This window comes from Streptomyces noursei ATCC 11455 (assembly GCF_001704275.1).
In the GTDB taxonomy this organism is placed as follows: domain Bacteria; phylum Actinomycetota; class Actinomycetes; order Streptomycetales; family Streptomycetaceae; genus Streptomyces; species Streptomyces noursei.
In genome coordinates, this window is the sequence record NZ_CP011533.1 from 2,203,375 (window position 1) to 2,218,223 (window position 14,849).

Annotated in this window: 14 protein-coding genes; 8 read left to right on the top strand and 6 right to left on the bottom strand. The window is 68.9% G+C overall.

The window, feature by feature from the left end; all coding sequences use genetic code 11:
- Position 1 precedes the first annotated feature (1 nt).
- Positions 2 to 220 carry a hypothetical protein gene (locus tag SNOUR_RS46115; RefSeq protein ID WP_159425835.1) on the top strand — a complete coding sequence of 73 codons (219 nt, stop codon included), beginning with the start codon at positions 2 to 4 and terminating at the stop codon, positions 218 to 220.
- A 512-nt stretch (positions 221 to 732) separates the two neighbouring features.
- On the opposite strand, the gene SNOUR_RS46120 is transcribed toward SNOUR_RS46115, so the two are convergent.
- Positions 733 to 1,164 (bottom strand): hypothetical protein, encoded by a 432-nt coding sequence (locus SNOUR_RS46120; RefSeq protein ID WP_067345502.1) that lies wholly within the window; start codon positions 1,162 to 1,164, stop codon positions 733 to 735.
- Between the two features lie 147 nt (positions 1,165 to 1,311).
- Here SNOUR_RS46120 and SNOUR_RS46125 point away from each other — a divergent pair, with 147 nt between their 5' ends.
- Together SNOUR_RS46125 and SNOUR_RS09375 are read left to right on the top strand one after the other, a co-directional pair.
- Positions 1,312 to 1,614, top strand: a complete 303-nt coding sequence (locus SNOUR_RS46125) for an IS3 family transposase (RefSeq protein ID WP_159425836.1) — start codon at positions 1,312 to 1,314, stop codon at positions 1,612 to 1,614.
- A gap of 177 nt (positions 1,615 to 1,791) precedes the next feature.
- Positions 1,792 to 2,742 (top strand): NAD-dependent epimerase/dehydratase family protein, encoded by a 951-nt coding sequence (locus SNOUR_RS09375; RefSeq protein ID WP_067345505.1) that lies wholly within the window; start codon positions 1,792 to 1,794, stop codon positions 2,740 to 2,742.
- A 133-nt stretch (positions 2,743 to 2,875) separates the two neighbouring features.
- On the opposite strand, the gene SNOUR_RS09380 is transcribed toward SNOUR_RS09375, so the two are convergent.
- Positions 2,876 to 3,541: a class I SAM-dependent methyltransferase gene (locus SNOUR_RS09380; protein WP_312632190.1), complete on the bottom strand. Its 666-nt coding sequence runs from the start codon at positions 3,539 to 3,541 to the stop codon at positions 2,876 to 2,878.
- A gap of 557 nt (positions 3,542 to 4,098) precedes the next feature.
- Positions 4,099 to 4,935, bottom strand: coding sequence for a helix-turn-helix transcriptional regulator (locus SNOUR_RS09385; protein WP_067345510.1), 837 nt, complete (start codon positions 4,933 to 4,935; stop codon positions 4,099 to 4,101).
- Positions 4,936 to 5,062: 127 nt separating this feature from the next.
- Between SNOUR_RS09385 and SNOUR_RS09390 the strand changes: the two genes are divergently transcribed.
- Positions 5,063 to 5,917, top strand: a complete 855-nt coding sequence (locus tag SNOUR_RS09390; RefSeq protein WP_067345513.1) for an NAD-dependent epimerase/dehydratase family protein — start codon at positions 5,063 to 5,065, stop codon at positions 5,915 to 5,917.
- Between the two features lie 234 nt (positions 5,918 to 6,151).
- Here the strand turns inward: SNOUR_RS09390 and SNOUR_RS09395 are convergent, their stop codons facing one another.
- Both SNOUR_RS09395 and SNOUR_RS09400 read right to left on the bottom strand, forming a co-directional pair.
- On the bottom strand, positions 6,152 to 8,038 hold the full coding sequence (locus SNOUR_RS09395) for an FG-GAP-like repeat-containing protein (protein ID WP_067345516.1): 1,887 nt from the start codon (positions 8,036 to 8,038) through the stop codon (positions 6,152 to 6,154).
- A 67-nt stretch (positions 8,039 to 8,105) separates the two neighbouring features.
- The gene (locus tag SNOUR_RS09400; RefSeq protein ID WP_067345518.1) at positions 8,106 to 8,825 is read right to left on the bottom strand and encodes a hypothetical protein; all 720 of its coding nucleotides are present in this window, start codon (positions 8,823 to 8,825) and stop codon (positions 8,106 to 8,108) included.
- A gap of 427 nt (positions 8,826 to 9,252) precedes the next feature.
- Here SNOUR_RS09400 and SNOUR_RS09405 point away from each other — a divergent pair, with 427 nt between their 5' ends.
- Genes SNOUR_RS09405 through SNOUR_RS09415 form a run of 3 tightly spaced genes read left to right on the top strand, consistent with a single transcriptional unit; the run spans position 9,253 to position 12,451 of the window.
- Positions 9,253 to 10,353 (top strand): hypothetical protein, encoded by a 1,101-nt coding sequence (locus SNOUR_RS09405; RefSeq protein ID WP_067345520.1) that lies wholly within the window; start codon positions 9,253 to 9,255, stop codon positions 10,351 to 10,353.
- Positions 10,354 to 10,410: 57 nt separating this feature from the next.
- A complete protein-coding gene (locus tag SNOUR_RS09410) occupies positions 10,411 to 10,893 on the top strand; it encodes a hypothetical protein (protein WP_067345522.1) in 483 nt (160 codons plus the stop codon).
- Between the two features lie 31 nt (positions 10,894 to 10,924).
- Complete coding sequence (locus SNOUR_RS09415; protein WP_067357996.1) at positions 10,925 to 12,451, top strand: NHL domain-containing protein; 1,527 nt, start codon at positions 10,925 to 10,927, stop codon at positions 12,449 to 12,451.
- Positions 12,452 to 12,511: 60 nt separating this feature from the next.
- Here SNOUR_RS09415 and SNOUR_RS09420 read toward each other — a convergent pair whose 3' ends face one another.
- Positions 12,512 to 14,245 carry a carbamoyltransferase N-terminal domain-containing protein gene (locus tag SNOUR_RS09420; protein ID WP_312632197.1) on the bottom strand — a complete coding sequence of 578 codons (1,734 nt, stop codon included), beginning with the start codon at positions 14,243 to 14,245 and terminating at the stop codon, positions 12,512 to 12,514.
- Between the two features lie 150 nt (positions 14,246 to 14,395).
- On the opposite strand from SNOUR_RS09420, the gene SNOUR_RS46130 reads away from it, so the two are divergent.
- Positions 14,396 to 14,764, top strand: coding sequence for a hypothetical protein (locus SNOUR_RS46130; RefSeq protein WP_159425837.1), 369 nt, complete (start codon positions 14,396 to 14,398; stop codon positions 14,762 to 14,764).
- Positions 14,765 to 14,849: the final 85 nt, after the last annotated feature.

Genomic DNA, 14,849 nt, shown 5'->3' on the forward strand with positions numbered 1-14,849 from the left:
CATGACCAACGACCAGCAAGCCCAAAAGAAACAACTTCTAAGAACGCATACCGAAGCCAACACCCGGAGGCACCTCCGGGCCAATGGCATCACCCTGACCTCCCACCCGGCGGCAGGTCGCTCACCGCTGACCATCCGCAAGGAGAAACGATCAAGATCACTATCGATTGATAGCGACCAGCATCAACGGCCCCTGAAGGAGAGAGCAAGAGAGACCTGAAAAACAACAGAACACCCGCTCCTGGGCCGAAGCACGAGGCGGGTGCCAGTCACGCATGCCCGCGAAGTGGGCACCGTGTGCGGTAGATGTGCCCGAGGGGCGAGTTGAACCATACGCACATGCCGATGATGCGCGGGGAGCTGTGACTGGCGTAGCCCCGCACGGCTGACGTATTTCTGTTGCGCGCCATGCAGGAGGCTCCCTCACTTTCCCCGAATTGCTGCTCTGCAGGCCCTTGGTGCATCGCACCCGAGTGAACGCTCGCACCGTGAGGCCGGCGAGCCGCGCCCGACATGGAATGCGGTGGGCCGAAGGCTTTCCGCAGCGCCCGCGTTCAGCGTTCGTGGTGCGCCAAGCACCAGTCCCCGGCTTACGGAGTTGGTTCTTCCCGCCGGGATGGGAGATGGTCACCCATCCGCCCATCCGCCCGTCGGCATGGAGATCGCCGAAATCGTCCAGGTCGCCGGCTCCTGCTGGGCGATCGAGTCACTGCAGCGCGGCGCGCCCACTCGTCAACCGCTGTTGCGCTGACGCAGTTGGGACACCAGCTGAGCTGCCGCGACGAGTGCGCCGGGCCCGAAGAGCATGAGCCACAGGGCGATCATGTCGATTCCTCCTACCGCAAAGCAGGCGGTCAGGCATGCCTCTGCCAGCAGCACAGCGAGGAACCACCACGACCGGGCTTTGTGCGCCTCATACGCAAAGGGGGGAACGACGGCCACTACAACACCGTAGGCGCTGATGGCGACCAGGCTTGCCATCGGACCCATGAGCACAGCGAGCAAGACGGCGCCCAGGGAAATGGCGGCAATGGGCCAGCCGAGCCTCTTCAGAGGGCCTCGCGCGCCTATGGCGAGGAAGGCACCCGCCAATCCGAGCAATGCGATGACGCTCAGTATCAATCCTTCTCCCGGCGGCTCTTGGGTAATGCTTGTGATCGCCATGAAGGGGACACCTGGGCCTTCCGCGAGAGATGTGGAAGGCCCAGGCAGGCAGATCTCAGGCCATCGACTGTCGACTGGTGTCCGCTAGCTACTGTAATCCGGACTGTTTCCAGGTTTTCGTCGAGACGGAAGTGCGCCTTTCCAGGGTTGGTTCCGGGTGAGGACGGCAGGAACGAGACGCCGACCCACGAGATCGCCGTGGCCCACCTCGCGTCCCGCGGAACGTACGGCGTCCCGCGCATCCACGCCGAACTGCGGCGCCTGGAGCGGTGCGTGAATCGCAAACGCTTCACCCTCGCCATGCGCGGACACGGCATCCGGGAAGGACGGGGCGGAGCGCGACCGAAGGCGGAGGGCGGTGGCCGGCATGTCCGTCTGGGCCGTCAGGTGCGTTCGGGCGTGGTGGCCCATGCCTGCGTATCGGCGGTGGCACCCGGGCGATCTTCTTGATCTCGGTGCGGGCGTGCTCCGCGGAACTTGCTGGAACTGCACCCGACGCCCTCTTACAGCCCGCACGGAAAGGAGTTATAGTCTCTAACTGTTGCGAGTGACCGTAACGAACGAGTGTCGTCGTACGGGCAACGAACCGTACGAAGCAGCAGAAGCAGCAACAGAAAGGGACTTCTCATGAACGCCGTTGATCTCCACGTTGTCCTGGGTGCCGGGCCGGCCGGCTCGACGCTCGCCGGTGAGCTGGCCCGGCGGGGACACGCGGTCCGTCTCGTCGACCGCTCCGGGACCGGCCCGACCCCCGGCGGAGTCACCCGGGTCCGGGGCGACGTCGGCACCGTCGAGGGCGCCCGGGTCGCCATCAAGGGCGCCGCCGTCGTGTACCACTGCGTCAACGTCGCCTACCACCTGCAGATAGACGTGATGCCGGCCATCCAGCACGCCGTGCTCGGCGCGGTCGAGGCCGAAGGCGCCCGCCTGGTCGTGCTCGACACCCTCTACCCGTACGGCGAGACCCACGGCCGGGTCATGACCGAGGACACCCCGTGGAACGCGACCAGCGCCAAGGGCAGGATGCGGGCCGCCCTCGACGAGCAGTACCTGGCCGCACACCGCGATGGCCGCGCCCGCGTCGTTCTCGGCCGCTCGGCGGACTTCGTCGGCCCCGGCGTGCTCAACTCCACCCTGGGCGGCGCCGTCTTCCCCGGCGCCCTGACCGGAACCGACGTGCTGGCCCTGGGCGACATCGACCTACCGCACAGCTACACCGACATCCGCAACGTGGCCGCCGGCCTGGCCACCCTGGGAGAGCGTCCCGACGGCGACGGCCGCGTCTGGCACCTGCCCACCGCCCCCGCCCGGACCACCCGCGAAATACTCCAGCAGATCGAGCGAGCGGTCGGGCATCCCCTGAAGCTCACCACCATGAGCGAGCCGCGCCCCTTCGGGCCGTTCGACGAGGTGTTCATGGGCTCCTACGCCGAGTTGTTCTACCAGCACACCGAAGCCCAGGTGATGGACTCCACCGCGTTCCAGGATGCCTTCGGCATCGAGCCGATCGCCCTCGACACGACTCTGGACGACGCGCTCGCCTGGTACCGCTCCTTCCTGGCTCGGACCCAGCACTGACCGCAGCCACCCGGGCCCTCCGAACACGGCATCACTCACAGAAGGTGAGCGGCGCGATGCTCACGGACGAGGTCGGTGCCCGGGCGGCGAGGCTGGCGTCGTGGTGCTCTGACCGTGCTGCCGGGCGGAGCGTTCAGGCAGACGTCGCGCGGCAGCCGCAGGCGGGTGCCTGTTCGGAGTGAGCCGGCAGGCCGACCGGCGCCAGGTGATGGACCCGGGCCGGCGGCAGGTTCCCCAACACCGTCTCCGTGCGGAAGGTGTGCCGGCGCAGGATGCCGCGCAGTGCGCCGAGCCCGGCGAGGGTGCGCTCGCGGTCGGCTCCGTCGGCGAGTGTCCGGCGTACGGTTTCGCCTCCCACGTACCCGAAGAAGGACAGCGTGCCGCCGGGCCGCAGGGACGCGAGGAGCCGGTCGAAGACGTCCTTCGTCGTGCGGGCGTCGAAGTTGGCGAACGGCAGGCCGCACACGATGGTGTCGTAGGAGCCGAGTTCGTGTTCCTGGATCAGGCCCGTGTGGGTGCGCACTCGCGGATCACCGGCGTAGGTGTCTCGCAGCAGGGCGGCGAAACGGGGGTTGGCCTCGATCAGATCCAGGGTGTCCAGTGGGCCGAGTGAGCCGGTGATGTAGCGGGTCACCGCTCCGGTACCGGCCCCCACCTCGAGTACCGCGCGGGGGCGGGCGGGATTCGGGATCATGTACCGGGTGAGTGCCCTGCAGAGCCGGGCGCTGCTCGGGGCGATAGCCCCCACGTCCCGTCGCGTCTTCACGTATTCCCGGAGGAACAGCGTTACTTCAGCCACGCCGCCAACCATCTCTCTAGTGCTTGCGAAATTATCGAGGTGCGAGTGATGACATCTGCTTAGACGGCATGCTCGGCGACATCGTGCCGAGCAGTGTGCCCTTGAACTGGTAAAACAACTGATGAGCGGCCGAGGAGATGTCGTGAAGGAAACGTGCCGGAGCTGACCGCCTCCCGGCACGCGATCCGGCGCAGGCCGGGAAGACCGCTTCACGAGGGCACGGCCGGACCCAGTCGTCATTGCTCTGTTCGGGGTCGCGCCGGCGTTCCCGTGCTGTGGGACGACGGCCATGGCAGGACGGAAAGCTCCTGACCGACGTCAACAGCCAGCCCATCGGCTTCGCCCCCTCGGTGGTTCCGCCGCTGCCCGCCGCGGGTGACCACGACCAGCCGGCAGGCCCGCGGTACCCGGCCGCGGACCGCCCCAGCCGTCGCCGTACCGCCGGTGAGCCCGACGAACACCGCCGCACCGTCGTGGCACCGCCCTACGCGGAGCACCGTGCAGCGCGCGACCGTACTGCCGCGACCGACCGACGCCTGACGCGGCGCATGCCTCTGCTACGAGCTGGGGGTCAGATCCTGGAGGCCGACGACCCGCAGGAGTTCGAGCCGCTGGTACGTCTGCGTGCCCGGCTGCGCCGAGTGGACGACGAGTTGCTGGCCGTGACCGTGGCCGTCGCTGAGCAGCACTTCGCAGTCGAGGTCGAGGACGCCGACCACGGGGTGCAGGAAGCGCTTCGGCGACGGGCGGCGCACCACGACGTCGTGCGACTCCCAGAGCTCCTCGAACTCCCCTGACGCGGCGCGGAGTTCGGCCACCAGGGCGGCCGGGCCCGGGTCGTCGGGGCGGGCCGCGGTGACCGCCCGCAGGCTCGCCACGTGCGCGCGGGCATGCTGCTCGTGGTTCTCGGGCGGGAACAGGTCCCGTGCGCCCGGCACCGTGAACCAGCGGCGGATCACATTGGTCCCGACGTGGTCGCCGGTCAGGGCCACCGACATCGTGTTCTGCGCGAGCACCTCGCCCCAGTCGCTCAGCACCGACGCCGGGAGGTCGTGCAGCCGGTCCAGGATCAGCAGCAGACCCGGGCGGACGTGGCCCGAGGAGCCGCCGGGCCGCGGGGGCTCCTGGCCCGCCAGATGGAACAGATGATCGCGCTCGACGTCCGTGAGCCGCAGGGCACGGGCGAGGGCGGTGAGCATCTGCCGCGAGGGGTGGGAGCCGCGGCGCTGTTCCAGGCGCGTGTAGTAGTCCGTGGACATCCCGGCGAGCTGTGCCACCTCCTCGCGGCGCAGGCCCGGGGTGCGGCGCCGCGGCCCCGCGCTCAGGCCCACGTCGGAGGGGCCCAGGCGGATGCGGGCGCGGCGCAGGAAGTCGGCGAGTTCGGTGCGGTTCACGGATTCAGGATCCCCCGGCCCCGGACGCCTATCCAGGGAGTGCCGGTCCGTGGATAACCGCGTCTCTCCCGCCGCTCGCGCCGTCCCCGCAGGCTTGGGGCATGGCTACGACGACGAGGAGGCGGCCATGCTGACGTTGGTGACAGGGGCGACGGGCCAGGTCGGGCGGCGGTTCGTGCCGCGACTGTTGCAGGGCGCGGTGACTGGCGGCGAGGTGCGGGTCCTGGTGCGGGACGCGGCGCGCGGCGAGCACTTCGCCGAACTCGGCGCCCAGGTGCTGGTCGGCGACCTGCGCGATGTGGAGGTGCTCGGCAAGGCGACGGCGGGCGTGGACGCGGTGGTGAACGTCGCCGCCGCTTTCCGCGGGGTGCCCGACGAGGAGGCGCGGGCGGTCAACCGGGACGCGGCCGTCGAGCTGGGCCGGGCCGCGGTGGCCTCGGGCGTCCGACGATTCGTCCAGGTCAGCACCGCGCTGGTGTACGGCAGGGGGCGCGGCAGGGCGCTGGTCGAGAGCGACGAGACGGTGCCGGGCGGTCATCTCTGGGGCGCCTATCCCGAGTCCAAGTGGGAGGCGGAGCGCGCGCTCGGGGCGTTGGACGGCCTCGACGACCTGCGCATCGGACGGTTGCCGTTCGTGTACGGCGAGGGGGACCCCCATCTGGCCAACGCGATGGAGTGGGCTCAGAACTGGCCCGCCATGCAGCGCCTGCACATGGGCCACCACCTGGATGTGGCGCAGGGCCTGCGGCGGTTGCTGTACGCGCCGGGAGCGCACGGCGTCTACAACATCGCCGACGATGCCCCGGTCACCACGGTCGACCTCTTCCAGTTCCACGGCCTGCCGGTACCGCAGGAGGTGTACGACAAGGACACCCCGGACCAATGGCACAGCGTGATGTCGACGACCCGCATCCGTCACGAACTGGGCTACCGCCCGCTGATCCCGTCGGTGTGGACGGCGCGGGACGCGGGCGTGCTGTAGCCGGCCTGCGGCTGAGGGCTCTCGCCGGGGAGACGTGGTCACGTCGGCGTGGAATGCTTTCGCGCTCGCTGTGAACGCCCCTTCGGGGGCACCGTTCCCTTCTCCAGGCCGCTGAGACCTCGACGTGCGGCCTCGCAGGCGGAGCCGTGCCAGGCCGCACGTCGGGGCGGGGTGAAGGGTTCCGGTACGCCGATGGCGCGTCGCCGGGGTGCGGCCGCGGAGCTCCTCCGAGGGTTATCGGGTCCTGAAGCGGCGGAAGAGGTTCCGGGCCACGTACACGCCCGGACCGCCGAAGCCGACGATGTCGACGCGCCCTTCGCCGGTGATGTCGGCGAGGAAGCGGGGGTGGCGGTCGACCCGCCAGGCGCCTGCGTCCTCGTTGTACCCGAACCCTCGGCACACCAACTGGGCCTGCTCGAACCGGCCGTCGCCGCGGCTGTGCGACACCCAGACCCCCTCGTTGCCGAAGCCGACGATGTCCGGGTTGCCGTCGCCGGTGACGTCGGCGAGGAACCGAAGGTGCTTGCCGCTCGTCCACCCCTGGGCGATCCCGAAGTCGTTCAGGACGAGCTTCGCGGGCTCGAACGTGCCGTCGCCGCGCCCGCGTGCGACGACGACGCCCTGCGGGCCGAACCCGACGATGTCGGGTGTTCCGCCAGCGGTGGTCCTGAGCAGGAACCGGGGGTGCTCCTCGACCGATTTCCACCCCTGGTCGACCCCGAAGTCGTCGAGGACGTACAGGGGGTCGGCGAACGTCCCGTCCTCGTCCTGGTGCGACACCCAGACGCCGTCGTCGTGGCAGCCGACGATGTCGAGCCTGCCGTCACCGGTGGTGTCGACGAGGAAGCGCGGATGCTTGTCGGCCAGCCACCCGCCCGCCTTCTCGTCGTGGCCGAACGCCCGGAGAACGGGTTCGTCGCCGATGGGTGCGAACTTTCCTTCCTCGTCCTGGAGCGACAGCCAGACGCCGTCGTCGTGGCAGCCGACCACGTCCAGCCTGCCGTCACCGGTGGTGTCGACGAGGAAGCGCGGATGCTTGTCGGCCAGCCACCCGCCGGCCTGCTCGCCGTGGCCGAACGCCTTGAGGGCCGGCTCGCCGCCCGCGGGCGCGAACGTCCCGTCCTCGCCTTTGGGGGACAACCGGACACCGTCGGCGGCGAGCACGACGACATCGGGCTTGCCGTCGCCCGTCGTGTCCGCGAAAGTCCACAGGTCTTCGGGGCTCGCGGAGGGTACGGGCGGGTGCAGCACGCGCTCCTCGTCGTCGAAGGTGCCGTCGCCTCGGCTGGACGACGTCGCGGCCCCTTCCGCGAGCTTGAGCCCGACGATGTCCGCCCGCTTGGCTCCCGTGGTGTCGGCGAGGAAGCGCGCACCGGCCCCGGCCCACCAGCCCGGTTGCCCACCGGGGAACGGGGCATCCCCTGCCCGAGCGAAGCCGGGAGCTTGGGGAAGGGTGACCCCTTCGCTCTTCCACCCCCCGGCGTCCTCGTCGCTCCCGAACTGCTCCAGGACCAGGAGCATGTTGCTGAAGGAGGGCGTCGCGCCGGGGGCCGGCCGCAGTGCGGTCGAGGGGGCCAGCCGCCAGGACCGGCGGCCGTTCCAGTGGCCCAGTGCCGACCAGCGCAGCACGGGGTCGCTGGTGCGCTCGGGCTCGGCCGGCACGAACCGCCACCGCTGGCTCTCCGCGCTGTCGTCGTGCTCGCGCAGGACGATCCCGGTTGCGTCCGCGCCGGGGTCGGCGAGATCGAGGACGGCGCCGTCGGTCGCGCCCTCGATGAAGTAGAGGCCCGCTTCGCCCTCAACGGGGACGACGTGCCACCGCTGGCTCTGATTGCCGTCGGCGGCATCCGACTGGCGGACGGCGCGGTCCGCGGCGGCGGGGTCGTCGAGCACCTGGCCGCTGACCGCGTTGCGGATCACATATGCCTGATTGTCCTCTGCTTCCTCGCCTTGCGCGGCCGGCACGGGGGCGAGCTGCCACTGCTCCGGGCTCGGGCCGCCATCGGGGAAGTCGCGGACGACGAGCACCCCGTCCGCGCTCGGCGCGGCCTCGGCGCCGAGCGGCTTCCCCGTGGCGGCGTTGACGATCTCCAGTTTCAGTTCTTCGATGGGCACGGGCATCGTGGTGCCTCTTCCAGGCGGTAAGGGCGTTGGCTCGGGACGGGTTCGGCGCGACGGTGACCGCGGATCACGTGAAGACGTGGTGGTACGGGACGTTCCACTCGCTGGGCAGCCGCGGGTAGAACGTGTTGATGACCGTCCCGGTGAAGTCCCCGCCCCAGTTGTAGGTGAGACGCACCTCGCTGTCGGCCGTCACCGCATGGTCCTTGAACCCGAGGATGGCGTCGGGGTGGGTGATCGGCACGAACGTGATCCCGCCCCACGGCGTCACCGTGACGACCCACAGCTGGGTGTCCTCGGGCGCACCGTTCTTCCCGCGCCACAGGTCGCCGACCTTGTCGGGCAGGCCCACCTGGACGGTGTCGGCCGTGCTCTTCGGGGCCTCCTGGTGGACGGTGATGCGCCTGCGCTGCGGCTTCGGCGCGCCGTCGTCGCCGCGCCCGGCGTCGGTGTCGCCCGCACCGGCGGGTGCGGGCGACACCTGGCCCGCGGCGCTCTCGATGAAGTACAGCGGTCGCTGCCCGAAGTAGCCGGCGGGCGTGATGTACCAGAGGTGGCCCTGCGCTTCCTTGGTGTCCGGGTCGAGCGCGGTGGCCAGTTTGACCCCCTTGTCGTGGCTCTCCTCCTTCAGCTCGGCGGGCCGCAGGTAGCCGCCGTTGAAGGCGTGCACGAGCATGACCGGCCGGTTTTCGAGCAGCGCCGCCACGATGGCGTTGTCGTAGCTGTTCACCGCCACCGGGCCGCCGACCACCAAATTCGACATCGTCGTGCGTTCTTGGGTGTACATCGCGTAAACCTCACCTGTTCCGAATGTGGAGAGCAATGCGTCGTGCGCTCGGTTCAGTGCTTTATCGCGCCGAATTTCTTCGGGCTCAATCGCCCTCGATGGAGACGGCTCGAAAGCGATGGGACGGCCGAATCGAATACCCTCACCCGCGTCAACCCGCCCACGTCAACACCCGAGGCCGCAGCGCCCGCAGGCAGGACTGCCGGAAAGCAATTGATCGGGTGATTGGCGGCGCTTCAACCTACCTTCGGCTGCTGCGAGTTGAGAACCTTCACCGAACCCCGACCACTCGATTGGGTGAATGCCCGGACTCATCGTTTGGGTGACGGGGCCCGCGGTAATTTCGATTGTCGGGACATGCACAGATGCCTGTTACCGACTTAACGTTCACCGAGCGCAGTTCGACCAGATCAGTCGAGGACGGGGAATGCCTTCCAACGCGTACAACCTGGAACGGGCCAAGCGCCAGCCGCTGACGAAAAAGAACCTGCGGGAACTCAATATCGAGCAGACCTGGCAGTCCATCCTGGACCACCCCAACCTGGTCTACGTCGACGACTACGGCGTGCGGCACAAGCCCGTCGGGTTCTCCCTGAACAAGTCGAGCTTCGGCACCTTCCCCGGGTCCGCCTTCAATCTGGGCTGGCTCGCCTACATGAACCTCGGGGAGCCGCTGATCGAGGAGCGGGGCAACATCAGCCAGCCCCCGCCCGACACGTTCTCCTCGCGCGCCTACGTCAACCGCAGCCAGACATCCGAGATGACCTTCACCGACTCGGTCGATTTCACCGTGTCGAACGGGGTCACCTGGTCACTCCAGGGAGATGCCAAGCTCACCTTCGGCGGCAGCGTCGGCGCGTCACTCCAGTTGCAGTTGCAGAACCAGCTCCGGCTGGACCTCCAGTCGCAACTCCAGACGCAGTGCCAGAACGAGATGGCGAACCGGAACACGGACACCGTGACCAACAAGAACAGCAAGGACAGCGTCGGCGTCGACAAAGCCCACGCCACCGAGACGTCCACGAGGAATGCCGTGACGAACTCCGCGTCGAACTCGATGACGAACTCGGTGGGGTTCACGACCACGGGCAGCGCCACCGGCAACGCCTCGCTCAACGCGCAGCTGGCGCTGGGTATCGCAGCCTCCGTCGGCGGCTCCCTGACCACCAGCTGGGCCTCGAAATCGCAGATCTCCGGCAAGGTTCCGCCGGGCTCCCGGGTGACGACCATCGTCACGCAGCGGCGTACCCGCAAGCAGTACTCCTACGAGATCCCGGTGACCTTCTCCGGGCTGCTCGCGGTGCAGTACGCCGTACCGGTGGCGGTCCTGTCTCCCCCGCAGACCCGGAACTACCCCGGCCTCGACCACGTCGTCGCCCGCGACCTCGGTGACATCGACCTGGCCGGCGGCAACGGCTTCCGCATGAAGGGGCTGGCCGAAGTCGTCTCGGCCCTGGAGGTCCACCACACGATGTTCGACGGCGAGAGCCTGACCGGCAGCGAACGAGAACTGCACAAGAAGCCTTGACCGGGCGGGCGACACCACCACCGCGCCGCCGCCACGAGACAACCAGGGGCAACGACCATGGTGTTCGACAACATCTTCGGCTCCGCGGGCAAGAGCGCGGGGCTCTTCTCCGTGACCACCGACAGCGCCAAGCCGCAACCGGGCACGGGCGTCGACTTCGAGGACTCCGACGACGACACCTACGACGACAGGAGCACGAGCCTGTTCGACAGCGCGATCCACGGGGCCAACTCCCGCGCGAAGATCGTGCAGGAGCAGTCGCCCGAAGCGCGGGCCGTCCTGGGCTTCCTCGGCTCCTTCATCCAGACCACCCAGGCGTCGGCCCATGCGCAGGCCCAGTACGCCCAGGATCCCGGCTCGGTGTCCAAGGCGGCGTCCGCCGGCATGCGGGAGTCGAGCGCGACGGTGACGGAGCACAGCGGCCTTCAGAAGGACGAGGACCTGGAGAACAGGCCGAAGAAGAGCGACTTCGCCAAGGCACCCAAGGCAGCCAAACCGACCGCCGACGACCCGTCCGTCTCCAACGACAACCGCTCGTAGCACGCGGTCAGTGAACGGTGAAGGGATGACGATGAGCACTGCCCAGGCGGCAACCACAAGTGGCGAGGACTGCGCCCCTCCGATCAGCACGTTCGCGGGGACCGGGGTCGGTGGGTTCGCAGGGGACAACGGGCCTGCCGTTTCGGCCCAGTCGAGATACCCGTACGGGGTCGCGGTGGACAGCGCCGGCACCCTCTACTTCTCCGAGTTCGGCAACCACCGGGTCCGGAGGATCACGACTGACGGGAAGATCAGCACGGTCGTAGGCACGGGCACCAAGGGCTTCAGCGGTGACTGCGGCCCCGCCGTCTCGGCCCAACTGAACCTTCCGCGCGGGGTGGCGGTGGACAGTGCGGGCGCCGTCTACATCGCCGATTCCGACAACCACCGGGTCCGGAAGGTCACGGCCGACGGGAAGATCAGCACGGTCGCCGGCACGGGCACCAAGGGCTTCAGCGGTGACGGCGGTCCCGCCACCGCAGCCCAGTTGGACGACCCGCGCGGGGTGGCGGTGGACAGCACCGGCGTCCTCTATGTCTCCGAGTACAACAACCGCCGAGTTCGGAAGATCACGACTGACGGGAAGATCAGCACGGTCGCGGGGACCGGGACCGCGGGATCCGACGGAGACGGCGGTCCGGCGATTTCGGCCCAGCTGAGCCGCCCGAGGGGAATGGAGGTGGGCCGCGCGGGCGAGCTCTACATCGCCGATGAAGGAAACCACCGGGTCCGGAAGGTCACGGCCGACGGGAAGATCAGCACGGTCGCCGGCACGGGCACCGCGGGCTTCACCGGTGACGACGGCCCAGCCACCGCTGCCCAGTTGGACCGCCCGTTCGAGGTGACGGTGGACAGCATCGGCACCCTCTACATCGGCGATTACGGCAACCACCGGGTCCGGAAGGTCACGGCCGACGGGAAGATCAGCACGGTCGCCGGCACGGGCACCGCGGGCTTCACCGGTGACGACGGCCCAGCCACTTCGGCCCAGCTGAACAAACCGATCGGCGTCGTCGTGAACCGCGTCGGCACCCTCTACATCGCCGACCACGCCAACAACCGGGTTCGCAAGGTCGCGTTGCCGAAGCGGGCCGGGCTGCCCGATTCGGGCACGGTGGTCTCCTGGGCCAACGTCCGCAGCAGGCTGCGGATGGCGGTCCAGCGCGAGTCCACCAAGGACGGGGCCGAGATCCACCAGTCCCTCGCCACCCCCAGGGGTCACCAGCGGTGGCGACTGGTCGTCGCGGGCCAGGACGACGGCGACAACCTGTACACGATCGAGAACGTGCGCAGCGGCAAGGTCCTGGAGATCGCCGGAGGGCACGAGACGGCCGGAGCAGTGGTCGCGCAACGCGCCTACGAGGGTGACGACGCCCACCACCAGCAGTGGAGGCTGATCCCGGTCAGCTCCGCGACCGACAGCCCGCCGGTGTACGAGATCGCGAACCGGAACAGCGGTCTGATTCTGCGCGTCGACACCAACGCCCGCACAGCGATCACGCAGCACCGGGCGGAGGGCGACCACCGGGAACGGCAGTGGCAGCTGCTCCCCGTGTGACGTGTGGAGGGGTAGGGGCGACCTCGCCCCTACCCCTTCCGGAGCCGGACACACCCGCAGTCACTTCCGGGAGTACAGGCGTCCGTCCGACCAGAGCAGGTCCGCGCGGCCCCAGCGTGCCGCCGCTCGCACGTCGGGGAAGAAGCCGCATCCCTGGTCGTTGGCGCTGGTGTTGCACAGCACCGGTACGCCGCTGAGGTGTTCGTACTCGGTGAGTACGGCGGCCAGGAGTGGGTTGTGGTGCTCGGTGACGGTCTGCAGTCGGGCCGTGCCGTCGAGGTGGACGACGGCCGGGATCTTGGTGTGCCAGCCGGGGCGTACCTCGTGGTCGAAGAGCATGTAGGGGTCGGGGCAGCCGGGGGCGAAGATCTCCGGTGCCCGGTGTTCCAGGCAGATCGGGGCGACCGGGCGGTAGTTGGCGCGGCCCTTGATGTCGTTGAGTCGGTCCTTGGTCTTCGGGTCGGTGGCCGTGGCGAGGATGCTGCGGCCGCCGAGCGCGCGGGGTCCCAGTTCGGCCCGCCCGTTGAGGACCACGACCGGCTCCGCGGTTTCGTGGAGGACCTTGGCGAGCCCGGCGGCGTCGCACGGTTCCCAGGTCCACCCGGGTACGTCGGTCGCCGGCAGCAGCCTGGGGCCGCGGAACACGTCCCAGTCCAGGGCGGTTCTGCCCTCCTGGGTCATCATCTCGGCGGCCGCGGTGCCGAGCGCGGCGCCGGAGTCGTTCGGGAACGGCGGAATCCATACCTCGGTGAAGAGGCCGCTGTTGCGGATCAGGCTGTTCCACTTGATGTTGAGGGCGCACCCGCCCGACAGGCACAGATTCGGGCTGCGCAGGTCGGGTGCGAGTTCCGCCATGCGCTCACGCAGCGCGGTCAGCAGTCTGGCGCCGAGATAGCCCTGGAAGCTGGCGATGAAGTCGGCTTCCGAGCCGCCGGGCAACACCTCGTCGCGGTGCTCGCGGCACCACTCGGCCAGCTCGATGCCGGTGTCGAACGTGAGCGGAATGCGGTCCAGTTGGGTGTCGAAGGCTCGGTACAGGGTGTGTTCGTCCCGTCCCAGGGCGGCGTACGCCATCGCCTTGCCCGCCACGTCGAGGTTTCGGGGTACGGCGGCGTTGGTGATCTCCTGCTCGTCCTGTTGCGAGGTCGCCCGGGAGCGGAACGGGTCCCACTGGGCGCAGTAGTCGGCGAAGGCGTTGCCGTAGACGGGGAAGAGGGGCCCCAGGCTCCGTACCCGGAACGGGGCGGTGTCCACCCTGTACAGCCGGGGAACGGTGCCGCCGTCCCAGACGATGCCGAGTGCGGATTCGCCGCGGGCGGCGAACGGGCTGGTGCAGTAGGCCCCGAGCAGATGCTGCGTCCCGTGGTGGTAGCTGGCGTAGCGGATGACGCGGTTGCCCAGCGGCAGGCCGTCGAACTCGTAGCGGTGCAGTGCCGCCTTGGCGTTGCGGTCCGCCTCGGAGTACGGCGCGACCTCAAGCGCCACCGGTCGCCCGTGGTGCGTCAACTCCCTCAGCCATGGTGTGGGTTCGCTCGGCGCCGCCATCCACCCGTCGACCACGACGGCGTCGAGGTCGGACGGCCGCACTCCCTGCTCGGCCAGGACGTCCTCGACGGTTTCCAGGCGGTCCAGCGGTTGGTAGCGCGGGTTGCCGTTCAGTTTCTCCATCTCGATGCTGCACAGTAGCGTGCCGTCCTCGATGACGGCGACCCCGCCGTCGTGTGTCAGCTTCAGCCCGCAGATCAGCATTGCTTCCAGCCTCTCTTCTCCGAGGTGTCTCGTCTTCTCCGACATGTCGAGCGGAACGGAGCACGATCGGGTGAGCACTCACGTCTCGTGGTTCGTGGTGTGGTCCGTGGGCCGCGGGGCGTAGTTGTCGAAGACCGGTACGTCGGTGAATCCGGACGGGGCGGCGAGGGCACGGATGCTGTCGAGGTCGAGCCCGTGGAGCCGGTGGAGCCGGTGCGTCTGGTGTCGGTGATGTCCGTGTACGACTCATGGCACAAAGCCGTGCTCGACCGTCCTGGTGTCAATCTGCTACATGGGATTCTCAGCACGACTTTCCAGGATGCGCCAACGGAGAATTCGCGGGTGACGCTGCACCGCGCTTCGCCGATGGCGGGTTTCACGGATTCCCCGGGGTCCCGGGGAATCCGTGATCGGGGTCTTGGTCCGCCCGGCGGCGTTGAGCAGCGGTATCAGCGGAGGAAGCGGGCGTACAGCGAAGTGGCCGTGAATGCGAACTTCATGTCTCCGAGCCGCCTCATCCACTCGAACAGTCGAATGTCGCGTACGCCGGAATCGGGATTTTGAGATCCTTTTGCGGCACCTCGAAATGTCGACTTAGACTTCCCGATGGTGCCCGGAAACCATCGGCGTTTTCATCCCTCGGCACTGA

Bases quoted from the DNA above. Each gene is read 5' to 3' on its own strand.
- SNOUR_RS46115 (WP_159425835.1), top strand. From the start codon at position 2: ATGACCAACGACCAGCAAGCCCAAAAGAAACAACTTCTAAGAACGCAT.
- SNOUR_RS46120 (WP_067345502.1), bottom strand. From the start codon at position 1,164: ATGGCGATCACAAGCATTACCCAAGAGCCGCCGGGAGAAGGATTGATA.
- SNOUR_RS09375 (WP_067345505.1), top strand. From the start codon at position 1,792: ATGAACGCCGTTGATCTCCACGTTGTCCTGGGTGCCGGGCCGGCCGGC.
- SNOUR_RS09390 (WP_067345513.1), top strand. From the start codon at position 5,063: ATGCTGACGTTGGTGACAGGGGCGACGGGCCAGGTCGGGCGGCGGTTC.
- SNOUR_RS09395 (WP_067345516.1), bottom strand. From the start codon at position 8,038: ATGCCCGTGCCCATCGAAGAACTGAAACTGGAGATCGTCAACGCCGCC.
- SNOUR_RS09400 (WP_067345518.1), bottom strand. From the start codon at position 8,825: ATGTACACCCAAGAACGCACGACGATGTCGAATTTGGTGGTCGGCGGC.
- SNOUR_RS09405 (WP_067345520.1), top strand. From the start codon at position 9,253: ATGCCTTCCAACGCGTACAACCTGGAACGGGCCAAGCGCCAGCCGCTG.
- SNOUR_RS09410 (WP_067345522.1), top strand. From the start codon at position 10,411: ATGGTGTTCGACAACATCTTCGGCTCCGCGGGCAAGAGCGCGGGGCTC.
- SNOUR_RS09415 (WP_067357996.1), top strand. From the start codon at position 10,925: ATGAGCACTGCCCAGGCGGCAACCACAAGTGGCGAGGACTGCGCCCCT.
- SNOUR_RS09420 (WP_312632197.1), bottom strand. From the start codon at position 14,245: ATGTCGGAGAAGACGAGACACCTCGGAGAAGAGAGGCTGGAAGCAATG.